Raw genomic sequence first — 17,172 nt, forward strand, 5'->3', positions numbered from 1 at the left:
GGAATACGAAGCATGTCAGCCATGGTCTCCATTGCCGACGTGATGAGCGATCGGCCGTGGCCGAACATCGTCGTCATCACCGTGGACTCCTGCCGGTTCGACTCAGCTGCGCTGGCCAGGACCCCCACGCTCGACTCGCTTGGTCCGCTCCGCCGGGCGGTGACGCCAGGCGTCTTCACACTGCCCGCACATATGGCGTTCTTCTCCGGTTACTTCCCGAACGTCATGGAACTGCCGCATCTCGACTATTACTCCCGGGAGATGCGGCAGCTCTGGCGGCTCAGCCGTGCCAAGCAGAAATCCCGCGACAGCTACCACCTCCAGCTTGAGGGCGACACCCTGTGGGAGGGCTTCCGCAAGGCGGGCTACCACCTCCTGGGCGCGGGAGGTGTGCGCTGGTTCCTCACCAAGACCCTCACCCAGGGCTTCGACGAATTCCTGTTCCGCGGCCCCAACGACTACTCCGACTGGTTCGCGCAGCGCGGTCCCGAGGACTTCGCGCTCGCCCACCCGGACGAACTCGTCGAACGCCTGCCGTCCGACCGGCCCTGGTTCCTGTTCGTGAACGCGCTCGAGACGCACGCGCCGTACAACAACGGGCTGACGCAGCAGTCCCCGGAGATCGCCGAGATCATCGCCAGAGGAGCTCCCATCTGGGCCGGCCGGACCCGGCGCGGCCTGCACGTCGAGCTCGGGCCTAGCGACTACAAAGCCCTACATCTGGCGCAGGTGGCGGCGGTGGAGGCCGTGGACCAACGGCTGGCCACGCTGTTCGACATGCTGCCCAAGCCCTTCATCGCCCTGGTCTGCGCTGACCACGGCGAGTCGTTCGGCGAGGGCGGGAACTGGGGCCATGGCTTCCCCGCCGAACCGGTCAACAACGTGCCCCTCTGGGTCGGAGCGGTGGGATGAGCACGCCTCTCATCCGGTCGGCCACGATGACCACCCGGTACGGCGACGTCGCCATCCACGCGATCGGCTGGCCGGGCGAGCAGCCGTACGTGGTCCTGCGTCATCCCGCCGCCGCGGACCACACCCTGCTCCGCCTCCAGGCCCAGTGCCTGACCAGCACCGCCTTCGCGGCGCTGATGTGCGACTGCGGCCCGCAGATCGAGGCCGGCGTCCGACTGGCCGCGACCCGGCCGGGCGGCACCCTCGTCTACCTGCCTCAGGAGGGCCGCGGGTACGGCCTGTTCAGCAAGGTCGAGATCCTGTCGCAGATGAACGGCGGACTTTCGCTGGCCGCCGCCCAGCAGGCCGTCGGCCGGGCGGAGAGCCGGCTCTCCTACCACCGGGTGCCACAGATCATCTCGGCTCTGGCGCTGCCGGAGCCGATCACGCTGCTCACCGAGTCCACCGCCAAGGTCAGGGCGGTCGAGGCCGCCGGTGTGCCGTTCGCCGGCGTCGGAGGTCTGAGCTGATGGCGACGGCGGACTACCTCTTCTCCTCCTTACGCGTCCGGCTGACCAGCGATCTGCCCGAGGTGATGGCCTGGGCGGAGGAGACACTCCAGCCCTACTTCCGGCGGTCGGACAGCACGAGCCCCCCGGACGACCACGTGGTGGCACGGTTCACCGGACCTCCAGAACCGGTCACGGGTCCCGGTGAGCCGCAGGCTCTCTTCCTGGGACGCCAGGGCACCCGGCACGGCAAGGGCGCCGGCACCAGGGTGCTCGACGTCGCCTCCGGCCATGTGTTCACCCTCTTCGACGACAGGGTGATCGCGCACTACACGGAGCGGAGCCCGTACGTGCTGCGCGATCCGGCGCGGCTGGTGCGCGAGTGCGCCGTCGATCGGATGTGCGCGCGCGGCGGTTCGCGCCTGCACGCCGCCGCGGTGGCCATCGGCGGGTCGGGCGTCCTCATCGTGGGCGCGCGGAACTCCGGAGGCACGGGCAAGTCGTCGACGCTGGCGCACCTGCTCGCCGAGGGCGCCGACTTCATCGCCAATGACCGGCTCCTGGCGGTCGAGAACGGTCATGGCGTCCGCCTGCTCGGCCTGCCCGTCGCCATTCGCTGGGGCGCCGACCAGCTGGACCTGTTTCAGCGGGCCCGCGCGTTCCGCGCGGACTACGGGGCCAGATCATCGCTGCGGATGACCGACGTGAAGGCGGGCCATGCCAAGTACGAGCTGACGCCGTGCGAGCTGTCGGCGCTGACCGGGCGGCCCATCCGCCCGCACGCGCCTCTGGCCGCGGTGGTCGTGGTGGACCGCACCGCCGGGGCCGCGTCCTCGCGCTGCGCGAGGACGCGGCCCAGTGGCTCGGTGTTGAGCGAGTCCCGTCTCGAACGTGACCCCGCCTTCCCCTCGTTCTTCCGGACGGCCCAAGACGAGCGGGCGCCGGGCTCCGACCGGTTCGACCGGCTCCTGGACGTGCCGTGGTACCGCATCACCGGCGGCCATCTGGACATCCGCGGCGCCGCGGAGCTCGTCGATCACATTCAGCGTCAGGGAACCTAGGAGGCCCCATGCATGTCGCGTTCGTCGCCACTCCAGACCTCAGCTATGTGAGCGGCAGCAGCCTCTCACTGCGCTACACCGTGGAAGCCCTGGGACGCCGAGGGGTCGTGTGCACGGTGCTGTGCCAGTACGCGCCGAAGGCGGCCCCGGCACCGAACGTCCGATACCTAGAACTGCCCATGCCGCTGGACTACCAGGTGATCACTGACAGCACGCCGTCCTCGTCGGATCTGTCGGCCTGCCTCACCATGCTGACCAACGAGCTGGCGGGCTTACCGGGCGTCGATGTGGTCCATGCCGTCTACGGCACGTTCACCGGGGTGGCCGCGGCCCTGGCGGGCGCCCTCGCCCGGGTCCCCGTCGCCATCACGACCTTCGGCCGTGACGTCATCCTGGGCGCCGAGGTCGACGACAGGTACCGAAGGCTCATGAAGATCGCCTACGGCTACGCCGACCTGGTGATCGCCTCGGACGACACCGTGTCAGAACTCGTCGCCCGGGACTATGCGCCGCGGGCGCGTCACCGGGTGCTGCCGCCCGGGGTGAACTTCGCCCTGCTCCGCGGGGTGGGACAGGCGGCCTCACCGCGTTCGCCGGGGAAACGCATCCTGACCGTGCACAGCTCGTTCAACCAGGCGAAGGGGCTGGGCGTCCTCGTGGATGCGTACGCCCTGCTGCGCGCGCAGATCCCGGAGGCGGAGCTGATCGTGGTCGGTCACGACGACACCCCGGAGAAGCACATCGAGGCGGCCATCCGCCGTCAGATCCGGGAGCGTGGGGTCGAGGACGGCGTGCGCTTCCTCGGCCACCTGACGCACGAGAAGGTCGCCGAGACCATGACCACCTGTGACGTGCTGGTCGATCCGCGCGTGATCAACAGCTTCAGCTCCTGCGTCTACGAGGCCATGACGCTCAACCTCCCGGTGGTCGCCTCGGACCGCGCCTGCAACAGGGACGCGCTGGCCGAAGGAGAACGCGGAGTGCTGACGCGCACCGGGGATCCCGAGGATCTGGCGCGCGGCATCGTCTCCGTGCTCCGCGACCCCGCCGAGGCCACCGAACTGCGTACGGCGGCGGCCAAGCACATCGAGAAGGCGGAGACCGAGTACGGTGCCGACGTGGTCGCGGAAGCGCTGCACGGCATGTACACGGAACTGACGGGGACGGTGTCACGATGAGTGTTGAGCGGGAGAACCTCGACGACCAGCTACGGCGCTGCCTCTGCATAGGCATCGACCTGGACATGACCCTCATCGACACCCGCGCGGCCACCGCCCACGCCCTCAGGAGGGTCAACGAACGCCACGGCTTCGGGATCGACGTGGAGGCCGTGGTCTCCAACCTCGGCCCGCCGCTCAAGCAGGAGCTGAGCCGCTGGGTCGCCGCCGAGAGCCTCGACGAGGCGGTCCGCTGCTTCCGCGAGTACTTCCTCACCGAGGGCCTGTCCCACCTCACCCCGCTGCCCGGAGCGCTCCTTCTGGCCTCGCTGCTGCGCGACGGCGATCGCCGGCTCGTGGTCATCACCTCCCGCATCCCGCCCATCGCCACGGCCTGTCTCAAGGCGTGCGGGCTGGAGGTGAGCGCCATCGCCGGCAACGTGGCCGGCCGCGAGAAGGGGCCGGCGATCAAGGCGCACAGCGCCGCCGTCTACGTCGGGGATCACACGCTCGACATGGCGGGAGCACAGGAGGCGAACGTGCCAGGAATCGGTGTGACGACCGGGTCGCACACGTCAGCGGACCTGCGAGCGGCGGGAGCGACCTGGGTTGTCGACAGTCTCGAACGGCTCGCCACCGCGTTCGCGTGAACCGTTGTGGGCAGCGGCCGCCGATCTCGTCGCCGCCGCGGCCATCAGCACGACGGGCGTGGTGTCGAAGGGCCTGCTCACCTCCTCCCTTCTGATCGCCGCGCACCGGAGCTGGCTGTGCTGGTTCGGCATCCTGGTGGTGAGCCGGGTCCTGCCACGGCCGGGCGGACCCTCCGCCCTGCGCCACGGTCTGGTGGGCGGCTCGCTGTTCGCGGTCAGCACGATCTGTTTCTTCGCCGCGATCCGGCTGGAGCCCGTGGTCGTCCCCGTCTTCATCGGGACCATGCTGCCGGTGCTGGCCGTGCCGATGGAGATGCTGCGGCGCCGTACGCTGCCACCGCTTCGTGACGCCCTCTGCGGCGTGGCGACGGTGCTCGGCGTGATGCTCCTGGTGTCCGGAGGACGCGTGGCGAGCGGTGTGCCGGGGCTGCTGCTCTCGGTGGGATCGCTCGTCGCGGGCACGCTGTACTGGCTGGTGTCCAAGCGGGCGAGGGACTCCGGGCTGACATCGCTGAACTACGTGAAGTGGACGATGGCGGTCTCGGCCGCGGTGCTGACCGTGGGCGCGTGGTCGGTTCGCGGACCGGACATCTGGCCCGTGGCCGACGAGGTGCCCGCCCTGGTCTGGCTCGCGGTGGCCTCCGGCGTGGGCCAGTCTCTGTTCGCCTGGGGACACGCGCACCTGCCGGTGAGCGTCTCGGCTGTGTTACAACTGGCCGTGCCCGTCTTCGCGGCTCCGCTGTCGTGGATCTTCCTGGGCGAGACACTGACCGCCGTCCAGATGGCCGGCGCGGCACTGGCCACGGGGGCCATCGCCGTACTCGTGAGCAAGGGGGCCTGAGTGCTGCGGGCTGGAGACGTGCGCATGATGTTCACCGACCGCCACGACGTGGTCAGCATCCCGCCGGAGGAGGTCGCACGGCTCGGCCCGAAGGCGCGGGAGGCGGTCGTGAACGGCAGGGCCGCGGTCGCCGAACGGCTGCGTCTGTCGCCTGACCGCGTCGTCTACCTGCGCCAGGTTCACGGCGCCGACGTCGGATACGTCACCGGACCGTTCGGCCAGGATCCTCCGCCGCTGGACGGGGCCTGCACGGATCAGGCAGGGCTCGGGCTCGCGGTGCTGGTGGCCGACTGCGTCCCGCTGCTGGCGGCCGACCCGGAGGCAGGCGTCATCGGTGTCGCGCACGCCGGGCGCATGGGGACCACGGCCGGCATCGTCGGATCGCTGATCACGGCGATGACAGCCCGGGGCGCGGCCGCCTCACGCACGGTCGTGCTCATAGGCCCTTCCATCTGCGGCTCGTGTTACGAGGTCTCGCCGGAGGTCCGCGCCCGGACGGCGGCCGTGGCGCCGGAGGCGATGTGCACGACGCGCTGGGGCACGCCCGGCGTGGACCTGCGTGCCGCGATCACCGGTCAGCTCCACGGCCTGGGTGTCCGGGACATACGCCATGACCGGCGTTGCACGATGGAGACCGCCTCGCTCTACTCCTATCGGAGGGAAGGACCGACCGGCGACTTCGCCGGTTACGTCTGGCGCCCTGACCGCAGCTCTCTCACCAGGTCGAGAAACGCCGTGTAGTTCGCGACCATGTCCAGCTGCCCGAGCGGCGCGAGCCTGCACGCCTCCTCCAGCGAGGAGACGATCTTGAACTCCACGTCAGCGATGTCGAGTCTGACGGCCAGGTCGTGCCGCCGCTCACCACTGATGTAGACGGCCTGGCCTCGGAGCTCGCGGAAGTCGACGTCCCAGATCCACGAGGTGTCCCTGCCATCCAGGACCCTGGCGTTGAGCACGATCAGGACGGCCGCGGATGTGCTGATCGTCTCGAACGTCTCCCCCCAGCTCGCGGGATTCTTGGCCAGGAGAAGTCGGACGCGCCGGCCCAGGAATCGCACCACCTCGTAGCGCCCGGCGATCGAGCGCACTCGCTCCAGCCTGCGGGCCATGAGCTCCGGCGCGTGGCCGAGCGAGGTGGCCGCGGCCAGGGCCATCGCGGCGTTGGCCAGGTTGGCCCGTCCCGGGAGCGCCACCTTGAGGGCGAAGGTCGTCTTCTCCGGCGTGAACGTCACGGAACGCGTCCCGAGCCGCCAATGGGGCCGGGGTCGCGCGAGGGTACAGCCTTGGCAAGACCAGTGTCCCAGGTCCGCGACCCGGCTCAGCGATGCACCGCAGGACGGGCAGCACCACGAGTCGTGCGGCCACGCCGTCCCGGCGGCTACCCAGGTCACGGCCGGAAAGGACGAGGCCGCCCAATAGATCTGCGGGTCGTCGCAATTGGCCACCACCGTCGTGCGGACCTCGTGTGACATCTCGCGCCAACTCCGTGCCACCTGGGCGGTCTCCGGGTTCCGGTCGAGTTGGTCTCGGCTGAGATTGAGCAGCACGACCACCTTGGGAGCGGTCTGGCGGCAGACGGTGCGCAGATATCGCTCGTCGACCTCCAGCACCGCGTAGTCGAAACGCCGCTCGGAGATCATCGCCGTGACCAGGCCGGCGGGCATGTTCGCGCCGGTGTCGTTGCTCGCCACGCGGCCGACCTCGGTCAGCATCTCGGCGATCAACCGAGTCGTGGTCGTCTTCCCGTTGGTGCCGCTCACGAGCACGACGTCCTTGCCCGCGGTGAGCCGTCTCAACGCGCCGGGGGCCAGGGCCAGCACAACCCGGCCCGACACGGTGCCACTCCCCAGACGGCCCCTGCGGCGCCCCCACCAGGCGCAGACCCTTCCTGCCAGGATGGCGAGTCGCAACCTGACCAGGCTGACAGACTCTCCAATGTGCACTGGTCTCCTCTGAAGAGGGAGGTTCACACGAAGGTGTCGGCAATCGTTTGCCGATCAACGTCTCCCCAAATTAGATCGGCTGTTTTCACGCGTCAAGTGCACATGGACGGTGTAGTCTGGACATCGTTTTCCAGGGGAGAGCATGACGACCATCCGTGATGTGGCGAAGCTGGCCGGAGTGTCCACCTCGACGGTCTCCCGTGTCCTGGCCCACTCTCGCGGGGTCCGCGCGGACTCCAAGCGAAAAGTGGAAGCAGCGGCAGCACAGCTCGGCTACCACCACAACGCCGTGGCGCGGGCCCTGCGCACGCGCCGTTCCAACACCATCGGCATGCTCGTCCCGCAGATCTCCAACCCGTTTTTCCCCGCCCTGGTCGAAGCCATCGAACGACGACTCCAGCGGGAGAACCTGGAACTGCTGCTGTGCGGCTCGCAGGGCGACACGGAGATCGAGGCGCGCCGACTGAACACGCTCGTCGAACGTCAGGTCGACGGGATCATCATCAGCCCGTGCGACTACCGGGCGAGCGAACCCGCCGTACGGAACGCCCTGGATCGGATCCGGCTCATCCAGGTCGACCGCCGCGTCGAGGGCGTGGTGACCGACTGGGTGGGCGTCTCCGACGAGGCCGGCTTCGCGCAGGTCGTCGATCACCTGGTGAAGCTGGGCCGCCGGAAACTGGTGTTCGTCAGCTCCGAGCTCACGAACTACTCCGCGCACACCCGCCTCGACGCCTTCACCGCCGCACTCCACAAGCACGGCCTGTCGTCGGCGCTGCCGCCCATGCTGGGCAGTTTCGAGGTCGAATGGGGCAAGGCGGCGGCGGAGCTCCTGCTCCCGCATCTCTCCGACGTGGACGGCATCGTCTGCGGCAACGACGCCATCGCGCTGGGGATGTTGCGCGGGCTCCGGGCGGCGAGCGTGCGGGTGCCGGGCGACGTCGCGGTCACCGGATTCGACGGCATCAGCTTCGCCGAGATCTCCGACCCGCCGCTCACCACCGTGCATCAGCGCTGGGAAACCATGGCGGACGAGTGCGTGCGCGTGCTGCTCGACCCGGCCGACCACGGGCCCAGGAACATCGCCATCATGCCGATCCTGCAAGTACGCGAATCCACCGTGGGGTCCTGACGCTGACCCTGCGCCTGCCGACAATTCCAGCCATGCAGGTCAAGCCGCTTGTGAGTACTCATGGAGGACGCCGCCGAGCCGGTCTCGTCGGCGGATTTTCAGGTCGATGATTCGCTCTGGGGCCGTGATCGGATCGGGGGACGGCGCGCAGCGGGGCTGCTTGGTTCAGGGCTTGATGGGCTCGGTGCTGGTTGTAGAAGTGTTCATACTCGCGCAGGGCGTGCCGCAGGTGGTGTTCGTTCCTGTGGGGCTCAATAACTCGAACCACTACCAGCGCAGAGCCCCTCGTCCGGTGGGACGGAAGGGTGAGGGCGTCGAGCAGCCGGCCCAGGTCGCCTGGGATCATGTTTCGTGATCTTGTCCACGGTGTACACCGTCGCCCGGCGCCTGCTGTCCTTGCCCGCACTTCTGCTACGCCGCGATGTCTCCAAGGAAGCGGAACTGCTGGTGCTTCGGCATCAGAACGCGGTCCTACGCCGCCAGGTCCCACGGGTGCGGTACCACCCAGCCGATCGCCTGTGGTTCGCGGCGCTCTCGCACTTGATACCCCGTCAGCGCTGGGGGAAGATCTTCCCGATAACCCCGGCCACGCTGCTGGCCTGGCACCGCAAACTCGTGACGAAGAAGTGGGACTACAGCAAACGTCGCCATCGCGGACGGCCACCCACCGCGACCGCGGTCAAGGCACTCAGCCTGCGCATGGCCGCGGAGAACCCAAGGTGGGGACACCGGCGCATCCATGGCGAACTAACCCGCCTCGGCCACCAGATCGCCGCCTCCACCGTCTGGAACATCCTCAACCGGGCCGGGATCGACCCCGCCCCGCGCCGCAACGGGCCAACGTGGAAGCAGTTCCTGACCACCCAAGCCGAGCACATCGTCGCCGTTGACTTCATGCATGTGGACACCGTCAGCCTCAATCGCCTGTATGCCCTGATCATGCTCGAACACGGCAGCCGCCGCGTCCACCTGCTCGGCGTCACCGCTAACCCCACCGGCCCATGGACCGCCCAGGCCGCCCGCAACTTCCTGATGAACACCGACACCGACATGACGAAGCTGAAGTTCCTGATCCGCGACCGTGGCGGCCAATTCACCGATGCCTTCGACGCGGTGTTGGCCGATGCCAGCCTGCGGGTCATCAAGAGCCCACCGCAGGCCCCGAAAGCGAACGCACACTGCGAAAGGATCATCGGCACCCTACGCCGCGAACTCCTGGACAGGATGCTCATCCTCAACGAGCACCATCTACGCCGAACCCTCACCCGCTACCTGCAGCACTACAACACGGCCCGACCTCACCGCAGCATCGGGCAGCTGTCCCCATCACAAGCCGAAACAAGCCCGCCAACCCCCATCGACCTGGCCGACCACCGCGTCCACCGCAGAGCTGGAGTTGGCCCGGTTTGGTGGACACCTGATCTCTGGGGAACCCTGGTTCCCGGAAGAAGGAGTCTGCTGTGCCGAACAACTATCCGCCGGAGTTTCGCCGGCAGATGGTGGAGCTGGTGCGCGCGGGACGGACACCGGAAGAGCTGGCCAAGGAGTTCCAGCCCTCCGCGCAGTCGATCCGTACCTGGGTGCGCCAGGCCGATCTGGATGACGGCCGCCGCCAAGACGGCCTGACCAGCGTCGAGAAGGACGAGCTGGCCCGGCTGCGCCGGGAGAACAAGATCCTCCGCGAGGAGAAGGAGATCTTGCGCAAGGCCGCGGCTTTCTTCGCGCGGGAGACGGATCTGCCGAGATGAAGTTCCGGCTGATCCATGCGGAGAAGGACCACCACGAGGTCTCCCTGCTGGCCCGGGTGCTGGGTGTGTCGCGCCAGGGCTACTACGCCTGGGCCGCCCGGCAGCAGCGCGGCCCGTCCGCACGAGCCCGCCGCGACGCCGAGCTGACCGAACAGATCCGCCGGCACCACCGGGCATCCGATGAGATCTACGGGGCGCCGCGCATCCACGCCGACCTGCGCGAGCTCGACGGGATCCGGGTCGGTCGCAAGCCAGTGGCCCGGCTGATGCGCACCGCCGGGCTGGCCGGGGTGAGCCGGCGCAGGGGCTGTCGCACCACCATCGCCGACCGGCAAGCGATCGCCGCGTCCGACCTGGTGAAGCGGAAGTTCACCACGGCCGAGCCGAACCGGGTCTGGACGGCCGACATCACGTACGTGCCGACCTGGCAGGGCTTCGTCTATCTGGCGGTGGTGCTGGACGTGTTCTCCCGCCGGATCGTCGGCTGGGCGATGGCCGAACACATGCGCACCGAGCTGGTGACCGACGCGCTGGCGATGGCCCTGCACCAGCGCCGCCCTGCGGCCGGGGTGATTCACCACAGCGACAAGGGCAGCCAGTACACCTCGATCGCCTTCGGCCGGCGCTGTGAGCAGGCCGGCGTCCGCCCATCGACAGGCCGCACCGGAACCTGCTTCGACAATGCGATCACCGAGAGCTTCTTCGCCTCGCTGGAGTGCGAACTGATCGACCGGCGTACCTTCCACACCAGGTCACAAGCCCAACGAGCCCTGTTCAGCTACATCGAGGGCTTCTATAACCCGCGCCGCCGCCACTCCGCCAACGGCCAGCTCAGCCCCGCCGAATACGAACGCCGACACACGCTCAATAACGCCAAAGACCTCGACTATGCTGCCGCGTAGTCGCAAGCCCTGATGTGTCTATCGAACCGGGGCAACTCCAGAGCCATCCTCGGCGGCCTCATCAACGAGTACCAGATCGCCAGCTGATCAAATAGCCGGCTGACGCCACCCGAGAACCGGCAGGTCAGACACCGCATCCTATTTTTGAGCCCCACAGGGATCGCCAGTTCGAGCAGGGCTATCGCCGCTGACAGCAGCGCTCCTGCCAGCGGGAAGCGGACACGCAGCGTCAAGGGCAGGGCTGCGGCGAGGCTGGCACCCGCCAGGAGGGGCAGCTCAGGCCACGGCGGCTCGCCGTCGAGTATGGCGAATGCGGTGAGCGCGGCCGTGGTCGCGAGCACGAAGAGTCCCTCTCTGGCGTACACAGCGGCAACGCTACTTCGCCGGTCCGCAGGAGGTGCCGCGCGGTGGCATCTGGCCCGTGGTCAGGTAGCGGTGCACGTGCTCACGTACGCACGGGTGGCCGGAGAGGTAGAGCGCATGCCCGCCGATGGCCGGCAGGAAGCGGGCCTTGGGAAGCTGGGCGGCCAGCCGGCGGCCGTCCGCAGTCGGGGTGTTGTCGTCGTGCTCGCCGCCCGCGATGAGCACGGGGGGTAGGCCAGGCGCCTTGATGGGATGAGGCGCGTACGTCCTGGTTGGCGGGAGGCCGGCGCAGTGATTGGCCATCGGCCACACGGCCCGCCACCCAATGTGGGGCGTTTCGCGACGCAGGAAGCCCTCCAGCTTCTTGACCTCCGCGTAGCCGGGGTAGGGCAGATCCGCGCAGAGAATGACGCGCGGCAGGTCGGGGTCCGGAGCCCCTTGCCCCTTGGCGAAGAACGAGGCGTCTCCGGCCTGTGCCCGCGCGAGCCCGGCGGCCAGCCTCTCCCAAGTGGCCTCGAAGGTGAAGTTGGCGCGGGAGGCGATCTGGGTGTCGCTGATGCGTACGCCGGGACCGGCTTCAGGGGCGGGGATGGGCTCGCGGCGGGCCTTGGCCATCACCTCGTCCCAGACGGCCACCGGATCCTTGTCGTGCAACGCGCAGGTGGCGGTGCTCTGGCACCAGGCGGCGAAGCGCTTGAAGTTGGCCTCCAGGGCCTTGGCGCGCGGCTGGAGCCAGGTGCGCAGGTCGGGGGTGGTGTGATCGAAGACGCTGTCGAGGTACATCCGGCCGACCTTGTCCGGGAACAACTCGGCGTAGGCCTGCCCGAGCACGGTGCCGTGCGAGTTGCCCAGGTAGGTCAGCTTGGCCTGTCCCAGGCCCTTTCTGATCGCGGGGGCTCGCCCCGAAGTGTGGACACGGGTGTTATGCGGCGAGTAGCACCCTATCGATGGTCTGCTGCTCGTAGTCGATCGGGCTCAGGTAGCCGAGGGTGGAATGTCGCCTGCGGGTGTTGTAGCGGGTGATCCACTTGAAGACGGCCAGGCGGGCCTCGCGTGCCGAGGACCACCGCTTGGCGCCCTGCAGCGTCTCGCGTTTCAACGTAGCGTTGAATGCCTCCGCGGCGGCGTTGTCGGCGCTGGACCCGACGGCTCCCATGGACTGGCGCACGCCGAGCTCTTCGCAGACGGCGGCGAACTCGGCCGAGGTGTACTGGGCCCCGTGGTCGGCGTGGAAGATCCTGCCGTGCAGACTGCCCCGGGTCGCGGCGGCGGCCCGCAGCGCGTCGCTCACCAGCTCGGTGCGCATGTGATCGGCGATCGACCAGCCCGCCAGCCGGCGTGAGGCCAGGTCCAGCACGGTCGCCAGATACAGAAACCGGCCCTCGCCGACGGGCAGATACGTGATGTCGCCGACATAGCGCCGGTTCGGCGCCGGCGCGGTGAAGTCCCGCCGGATCAGGTCCGGCACCTTCTGCTGCGAAGGTTCCGGCACCGTGGTACGCACTTTCTTGCGCAGGTGCAGCCCCACGATGCCGGAACTGCGCATCACCCGCGCGACCCGCTTGTGGTTGACCGTGTGGCCCCGGGCGCGCAGTTCGGCGGTGACACGTGGACTACCGTAGGTGCCGTCGAACTCGCCATGGATCTGCCTGATCTCTTCGGCGAGTGCCGCTTCGGCCGCCGCCCGTTCCGCTCGGGCCGGCGCTGCCTTGAGCCACCGGTAGAACCCCGAGCGGGACACCTTCAGCACCCGGCACAGCCGCTTCACGCCGAAGGCGCGGCGATGGTCGTCGACGAACTCGAAGCGGCTCAGGAGCCGTAAGACAATTACTGCTAGTTTCAGTGCGACTGCGATGAGTGGTGTGCTAAACGGCCTTCATGGGGATATCTGAGGCGGATCTGGCGGCCCTGGATGTGAAGTTCGCAGCCGTGCTGCCGCATCTGGACGAGCGGCAGCGCCGCTTATATCTGGCGGCTGAGGCCGATGCACTCGGGCATGGCGGGATCGTGGCGGTGGCCAGACTGGCAGAGGTATCGGAGTCGACCATCACGCGCGGACGTCTCGAGCTCGCGAGTAGTGCACCGGTTCTGGGCCGCGTGCGCCGTCCCGGTGGCGGACGAAAACCGGCTGCTGAGCGTGACCCGGGCCTGGTGCCGGCGCTTGAGGCGTTGATCGAGCCACGAGAGATCGGTGATCCGGTTTCTCCGCTGCGCTGGACCACGGCCTCGTTGCGCGACCTGGCCCGGGAGTTAACCGCGGCAGGGCACCCGATCAGTGCCCCGACAGTGGGCGATCTCCTGCGGGCGGCCGGGTTCAGCCTCCAGGGCATGGCCAAGCGGCGCGCCGGCAGCCAGGTCCCCGACCGCGAAGCCCAGTTCCAGCACATCAACACCACGGTCGAACAATTCCTCGCCGACGGTTCGCCGGTGGTCAGCGTGGACGCCAAGAAGAAGGAACCGATCGGTGACTTCGCCCGAGCCGGCCGCACCTACCGGCCCAAGAAGAAACCGATCACGGCCCCCGATCACGACTTCACCTTCGCTGATACCCCGGTCGCGATCCCGTATGGGGTCTATGACCTGGGACAAGACGTCGGCTGGGTGAACGTGGGCACCGACCGCAACACCGCGGCGTTCGCGGTGGAGTCCATCCGCCGCTGGTGGAACCAGCAAGGCCGAGGCCACTACCCCGGCGCGACCCGGCTGCTGATCACCGCCGATTCAGGAGGAGCGAACTCCGCCGACTCCCACCTGTTCAAGAACGACCTGGCCGCCTTCGCCGACGAGAGCGGGCTGACCGTCACCGTGCTGCACTTCCCACCGGGGACATCGAAGTGGAACAAGGTCGAGCACCGCTTGTTCTCCCGCATCACCCACAGCCTGCGCGGACGGCCCCTGACCAGCTACGAGGTGCTGCTGCAGAGCATCTCGGCCACCCGCACCAGCACCGGGCTGACCGTCAGCGCCGTCCTGGACGACAACAACTACCCCACCGGGCGCACTCTCACCAAGGAGCAGCGCCAGATGCTCCTGCAGCGCGTCCAGCGTGACGACTTCCACGGCGAATGGAACTACACCATCGGCCCCTACGACCCCAGCACAGCACCACCGGCCGAACCTGAACAAGCCAAGGCGCCCCCGATCCCGACCGAGGCTACCTACCTGCTCACCCACCCCGCCCTGACCGGCATGACCCGCGACCAGTTCGACCGGCTCGTGACCGAACTCGAGCCCTGGCGCAGGACCCTGGCCGAGGCCGAACGCGAAAAGCGCAAGGGCATCAACCGGCGCGGATACAACCCCGGCTTCGGATTCCTCGACCACCGGCATCGCGTCCTGGCCGCCGTCCTGAGCCACCGCAACACCGTCACGCTCACCCTGGCAGCCCGGCTACTCGGCCGAGACCGCAACACCCTCAGCTACCACGCCCACCGGACCAGACCTCTGCTGGGCTTCGCGGCCCCTGACCTCGCCGCAATCCTCGCCCAGCCCCGCCGCCGGACCCACCCGCCCCGCTCGATCGAGGCACTCCAGAACGAGATCACCGCCTACGAAAGCAACATCAAATCGGGCAGTAGTTAGTTGACGGCTCCTCACCAGTTCGTCTCTCCCGCGAAATATTTGGCCGCCCGGCGCAGGATGTCACGCTCCAGCTCCAGCTCCCGGATCCGGGCCTTGAGCTGCTTGTTCTCCTCTTCCAGCACGTCGTCGGACGATAGCGGGCCCCGCGCCGGCTTCCTCGCCGGGCCCCGCGCCTTGGCGCCCGCGGTGCCGTCGGCCTGCGCCTGACGCACCCAGTTACGCAGCGTCTCCCGGCTAATCCCCAGATCGTCGGCCACCGAGGCCAGCGTGCGTCCCGGATCGGACAGGTACAACGCGACGGCGTCCGCCTTGAACTCCGGCGGATACGACTTCATCGCCACGTGGAACTCCTTGTCTCCGGATCTCCATCATCCGGTACTCAAGGTGTCCACACCTCGGGGGCAGGGCCCCTGGGCCTCTTGGGGTTCCCGCCCCTGCAATCCCAGGGGACATTGGTATGGGGTCAGCAGTTCCAGCGCGCCAGGCTCGGTCTCGGCTGACCCGGGTGATGATTCAGCAACGCCGATCGGGTCGAGCAGGTTCTCAACGTTCTTGCGTACGGCGTTTCGCTGATCTTGCCGAGCCAAGATCACGCTGATGTAGGAGCCGGCCGCCGCGCTCATCCCCGCGACTAAGAGGTCCTAACAATGGACTCATCGGACGAGGCGTCGCCAGCAGATGATCGCGGCGGCGAGGGTCATGAAGGCCTCATGGATGTCGTCGCGGATCTCCCAGCGGATACGCAGACGGCGGAACCAGTGCAGCAGGGCGATCGTGCGCTCGATGACCCAGCGGTGAATGCCCAGGCCGGAGCCGTGTGGGGTGCCACGGCGGGCGATGTGCGGCCGGATGCCGACGTGCCAGACCTGTCGGCGGTAGAGGTCGTGATCGTAGCCGCGGTCGGCGTATAAGCAGGCAGGACGCTTACGGGGCCGGCCGCGTCGGCCGCGGACCGGCGGTATCGCCTTGATCAACGCCATCAGCTGGGTGCCGTCGTTGCGGTTGCCTCCGGTCAGCGACACCGCGAGCGGGATGCCGTGCCCTTCGGCGATGACGTGGTGTTTCGAGCCCGGCTTGGCACGGTCGACCGGGCTCGGCCCGGTTTTGGGCCGCCCTTGAGCGCCCGCACGTGCGAGCTGTCGATCACCGCCTTGGACCAGTCCAGCCGGCCGGCGGCGTGCAGCTCGGCGAGCAGGAGCTGGTGCAGCCGGTTCCACACTCCGGCCTGGTGCCAGTCCCGCAGCCGCCGCCAGCACGTCATGCCGGAGCCGAAGCCCAGCTCCTGAGGCAGGAACTCCCACGGGATCGCGGTGTAGAGCACGAACAAGATCCCGCACAACGCTTTCCGGTCATCCAGCCGCTTACGTCCCGGATGACGGGTGCGACGCTGCACCTTCGGCAACAACGGCTCGATTCGCTCCCACAAGCTGTCCGAGACGATCCACGGAAGCGGCTCACCCTTCCTCATACCTGCCCAACGACGATCATCACGATGAGGATGCGGGCAATCTCATTCTGTTATGACCTCTAAGACGCTCACCACCGCTCGCCATGCCGATGGCCAGGATCCAGTCACCGGCAGGGGCAAGACGCCGACGAGAATGCAGCTTGCTCCAGCCAGCACCCAAGGATTCCGCGATACACGTCGCATGATCGTCATCTGCTCGTAATCCTCGTCGAGTCAAGTCTTCCGCTTCAGGCATATGTGCGCCGCGGTGATTCGGCCAGTGTCTTGCCGGTCAATGCCAGACGAAGGAGTCCGGCGGACTCGCGTGCCAGGAGCCAGACCACTCCAATCGCGACGACGCCGCGCCAGGCGTCGTCCTTCTGGTGGCCGCCTCGCACGGGCACAGTACGTCCGCCAAGATGATCCTCGGCCCGGTCAGCTAGGCGCTCATGCGATACGGCCGAAGGCTGCGGCGGTGCCCGGCAAGAAGACCGCGTCGAGACCGGCCGCCCTCAGCAACCGTCGAACGGCCGGTGTCACCCCTGCCAGACGAAGACTGCCGTCGCGGGCGGTCGCCAGGTTGTTCGCGGCCACGAGCACGGCCAGTCCGCGTGCGTCCATGAAGGTCACTTCGCTGAGGTCGAGCGTGAGGCGAGTGCCTCATTCGGCAAAAGGCAGCGGTGACCTGGGCACGGAACTCCGGTTCCGCTGCCAGGTCCACCTCTCCGCATGCTTTGATCACCGCCTCAGCGCCCATACGGCGCCGCACGTGAAAGCTCATGTCCGTCTCCTCGCCTCCTCGGGCCGGGGACAACTGGACGTTCATCGGTGAAAGCGGGAGCAAGAAACCTCTGACAGGCCGCAAAGCTACGACGGTTGCGATCGTGAAGGAAGGGGCTAAAGTCCTCATCCGGGAACGTCGCATTTCCTGGGGCTCTGGGGCTGG

At 68.2% G+C, this 17,172-nt stretch carries 16 protein-coding genes and 2 pseudogenes; 11 read left to right on the plus strand and 7 right to left on the minus strand.

Annotation, left to right across the window (positions count from 1 at the left end; all coding sequences use genetic code 11):
- Positions 1-12 precede the first annotated feature (12 nt).
- From MF672_RS01175 to pgeF, 7 genes are read left to right on the plus strand one after another with little or no spacing between them, the layout of a single operon-like run.
- The gene (locus MF672_RS01175) at positions 13-912 is read left to right on the plus strand and encodes a sulfatase-like hydrolase/transferase (RefSeq protein WP_242377049.1); all 900 of its coding nucleotides are present in this window, start codon (positions 13-15) and stop codon (positions 910-912) included.
- Positions 909-1,421 carry a GTP cyclohydrolase II gene (locus MF672_RS01180; protein ID WP_242377046.1) on the plus strand — a complete coding sequence of 171 codons (513 nt, stop codon included), beginning with the start codon at positions 909-911 and terminating at the stop codon, positions 1,419-1,421. The genes MF672_RS01175 and MF672_RS01180 overlap by 4 nt, the downstream gene beginning before the upstream one ends.
- Positions 1,421-2,461, plus strand: coding sequence for a phosphoenolpyruvate carboxykinase (ATP) (locus MF672_RS01185; protein ID WP_242377044.1), 1,041 nt, complete (start codon positions 1,421-1,423; stop codon positions 2,459-2,461). The genes MF672_RS01180 and MF672_RS01185 overlap by 1 nt, the downstream gene beginning before the upstream one ends.
- An 8-nt stretch (positions 2,462-2,469) precedes the next feature.
- Positions 2,470-3,639 carry a glycosyltransferase family 4 protein gene (locus MF672_RS01190; RefSeq protein WP_242377041.1) on the plus strand — a complete coding sequence of 390 codons (1,170 nt, stop codon included), beginning with the start codon at positions 2,470-2,472 and terminating at the stop codon, positions 3,637-3,639.
- Positions 3,636-4,268: an HAD family hydrolase gene (locus tag MF672_RS01195; RefSeq protein ID WP_242377039.1), complete on the plus strand. Its 633-nt coding sequence runs from the start codon at positions 3,636-3,638 to the stop codon at positions 4,266-4,268. The genes MF672_RS01190 and MF672_RS01195 overlap by 4 nt, the downstream gene beginning before the upstream one ends.
- On the plus strand, positions 4,228-5,109 hold the full coding sequence (locus tag MF672_RS01200) for a DMT family transporter (protein ID WP_247815121.1): 882 nt from the start codon (positions 4,228-4,230) through the stop codon (positions 5,107-5,109). Before MF672_RS01195 ends, MF672_RS01200 begins: the two co-directional genes overlap by 41 nt.
- Positions 5,110-5,850 (plus strand): peptidoglycan editing factor PgeF, encoded by a 741-nt coding sequence (gene pgeF / locus MF672_RS01205; RefSeq protein ID WP_242377035.1) that lies wholly within the window; start codon positions 5,110-5,112, stop codon positions 5,848-5,850.
- Here pgeF and MF672_RS01210 read toward each other — a convergent pair.
- Complete coding sequence (locus tag MF672_RS01210) at positions 5,796-6,944, minus strand: MurT ligase domain-containing protein (protein WP_242377033.1); 1,149 nt, start codon at positions 6,942-6,944, stop codon at positions 5,796-5,798. The two genes, pgeF and MF672_RS01210, sit on opposite strands and share 55 nt — an antisense overlap.
- A gap of 268 nt (positions 6,945-7,212) precedes the next feature.
- On the opposite strand from MF672_RS01210, the gene MF672_RS01215 reads away from it, so the two are divergent.
- The 3 genes from MF672_RS01215 (at position 7,213) to MF672_RS01225 (ending at position 10,834) form a co-directional block, all read left to right on the plus strand.
- Complete coding sequence (locus MF672_RS01215; RefSeq protein ID WP_242377031.1) at positions 7,213-8,184, plus strand: LacI family DNA-binding transcriptional regulator; 972 nt, start codon at positions 7,213-7,215, stop codon at positions 8,182-8,184.
- 366 nt (positions 8,185-8,550) lie between these two features.
- Positions 8,551-9,810 (plus strand): integrase core domain-containing protein, encoded by a 1,260-nt coding sequence (locus MF672_RS01220; protein WP_247815122.1) that lies wholly within the window; start codon positions 8,551-8,553, stop codon positions 9,808-9,810.
- A protein-coding gene (locus MF672_RS01225) for an IS3 family transposase (protein ID WP_247815483.1) occupies positions 9,693-10,834 on the plus strand; the annotation gives its coding sequence in 2 pieces (ribosomal slippage) (positions 9,693-9,894 and positions 9,894-10,834; 1,143 coding nt in all). Before MF672_RS01220 ends, MF672_RS01225 begins: the two co-directional genes overlap by 118 nt.
- Here MF672_RS01225 and MF672_RS01230 read toward each other — a convergent pair.
- The 3 genes from MF672_RS01230 to MF672_RS01240 are packed head-to-tail and all read right to left on the minus strand — an operon-like array spanning position 10,819 to position 13,052.
- Positions 10,819-11,199, minus strand: a complete 381-nt coding sequence (locus MF672_RS01230; RefSeq protein WP_247815123.1) for a hypothetical protein — start codon at positions 11,197-11,199, stop codon at positions 10,819-10,821. The two genes, MF672_RS01225 and MF672_RS01230, sit on opposite strands and share 16 nt — an antisense overlap.
- Before the next feature lie 10 nt (positions 11,200-11,209).
- Entirely contained in the window at positions 11,210-12,142 is a 933-nt protein-coding gene (locus tag MF672_RS01235) for an alpha/beta hydrolase (RefSeq protein WP_247815484.1), read from the minus strand.
- Complete coding sequence (locus tag MF672_RS01240; protein ID WP_302893281.1) at positions 12,120-13,052, minus strand: IS3 family transposase; 933 nt, start codon at positions 13,050-13,052, stop codon at positions 12,120-12,122. The genes MF672_RS01235 and MF672_RS01240 overlap by 23 nt, the downstream gene beginning before the upstream one ends.
- Before the next feature lie 23 nt (positions 13,053-13,075).
- Here MF672_RS01240 and MF672_RS01245 point away from each other — a divergent pair, with 23 nt between their 5' ends.
- Positions 13,076-14,779 carry an ISAzo13 family transposase gene (locus MF672_RS01245; RefSeq protein ID WP_242384090.1) on the plus strand — a complete coding sequence of 568 codons (1,704 nt, stop codon included), beginning with the start codon at positions 13,076-13,078 and terminating at the stop codon, positions 14,777-14,779.
- Here MF672_RS01245 and MF672_RS01250 read toward each other — a convergent pair.
- The 3 genes and pseudogenes from MF672_RS01250 to MF672_RS01260 all read right to left on the minus strand — a co-directional run.
- Positions 14,759-15,120: pseudogene (locus tag MF672_RS01250) on the minus strand (transposase); the annotation flags it as partial. The gene MF672_RS01245 and the pseudogene MF672_RS01250 overlap by 21 nt on opposite strands.
- 312 nt (positions 15,121-15,432) lie before the next feature.
- Positions 15,433-16,247, minus strand: a protein-coding gene (locus MF672_RS01255; RefSeq protein ID WP_247815124.1) for an IS5 family transposase whose coding sequence is annotated in 2 segments (ribosomal slippage) — positions 15,433-15,887 and positions 15,887-16,247 — 816 coding nt in all. Because the reading frame shifts where the segments join, the coding sequence is not laid out codon by codon here.
- Between the two features lie 426 nt (positions 16,248-16,673).
- Positions 16,674-16,868, minus strand: a pseudogene (locus tag MF672_RS01260) (STAS domain-containing protein); the annotation flags it as partial.
- Positions 16,869-17,172 lie beyond the last annotated feature (304 nt).

The sequence above is a fragment of the Actinomadura luzonensis genome (genome assembly GCF_022664455.2).
In the GTDB taxonomy this organism is placed as follows: domain Bacteria; phylum Actinomycetota; class Actinomycetes; order Streptosporangiales; family Streptosporangiaceae; genus Nonomuraea; species Nonomuraea luzonensis.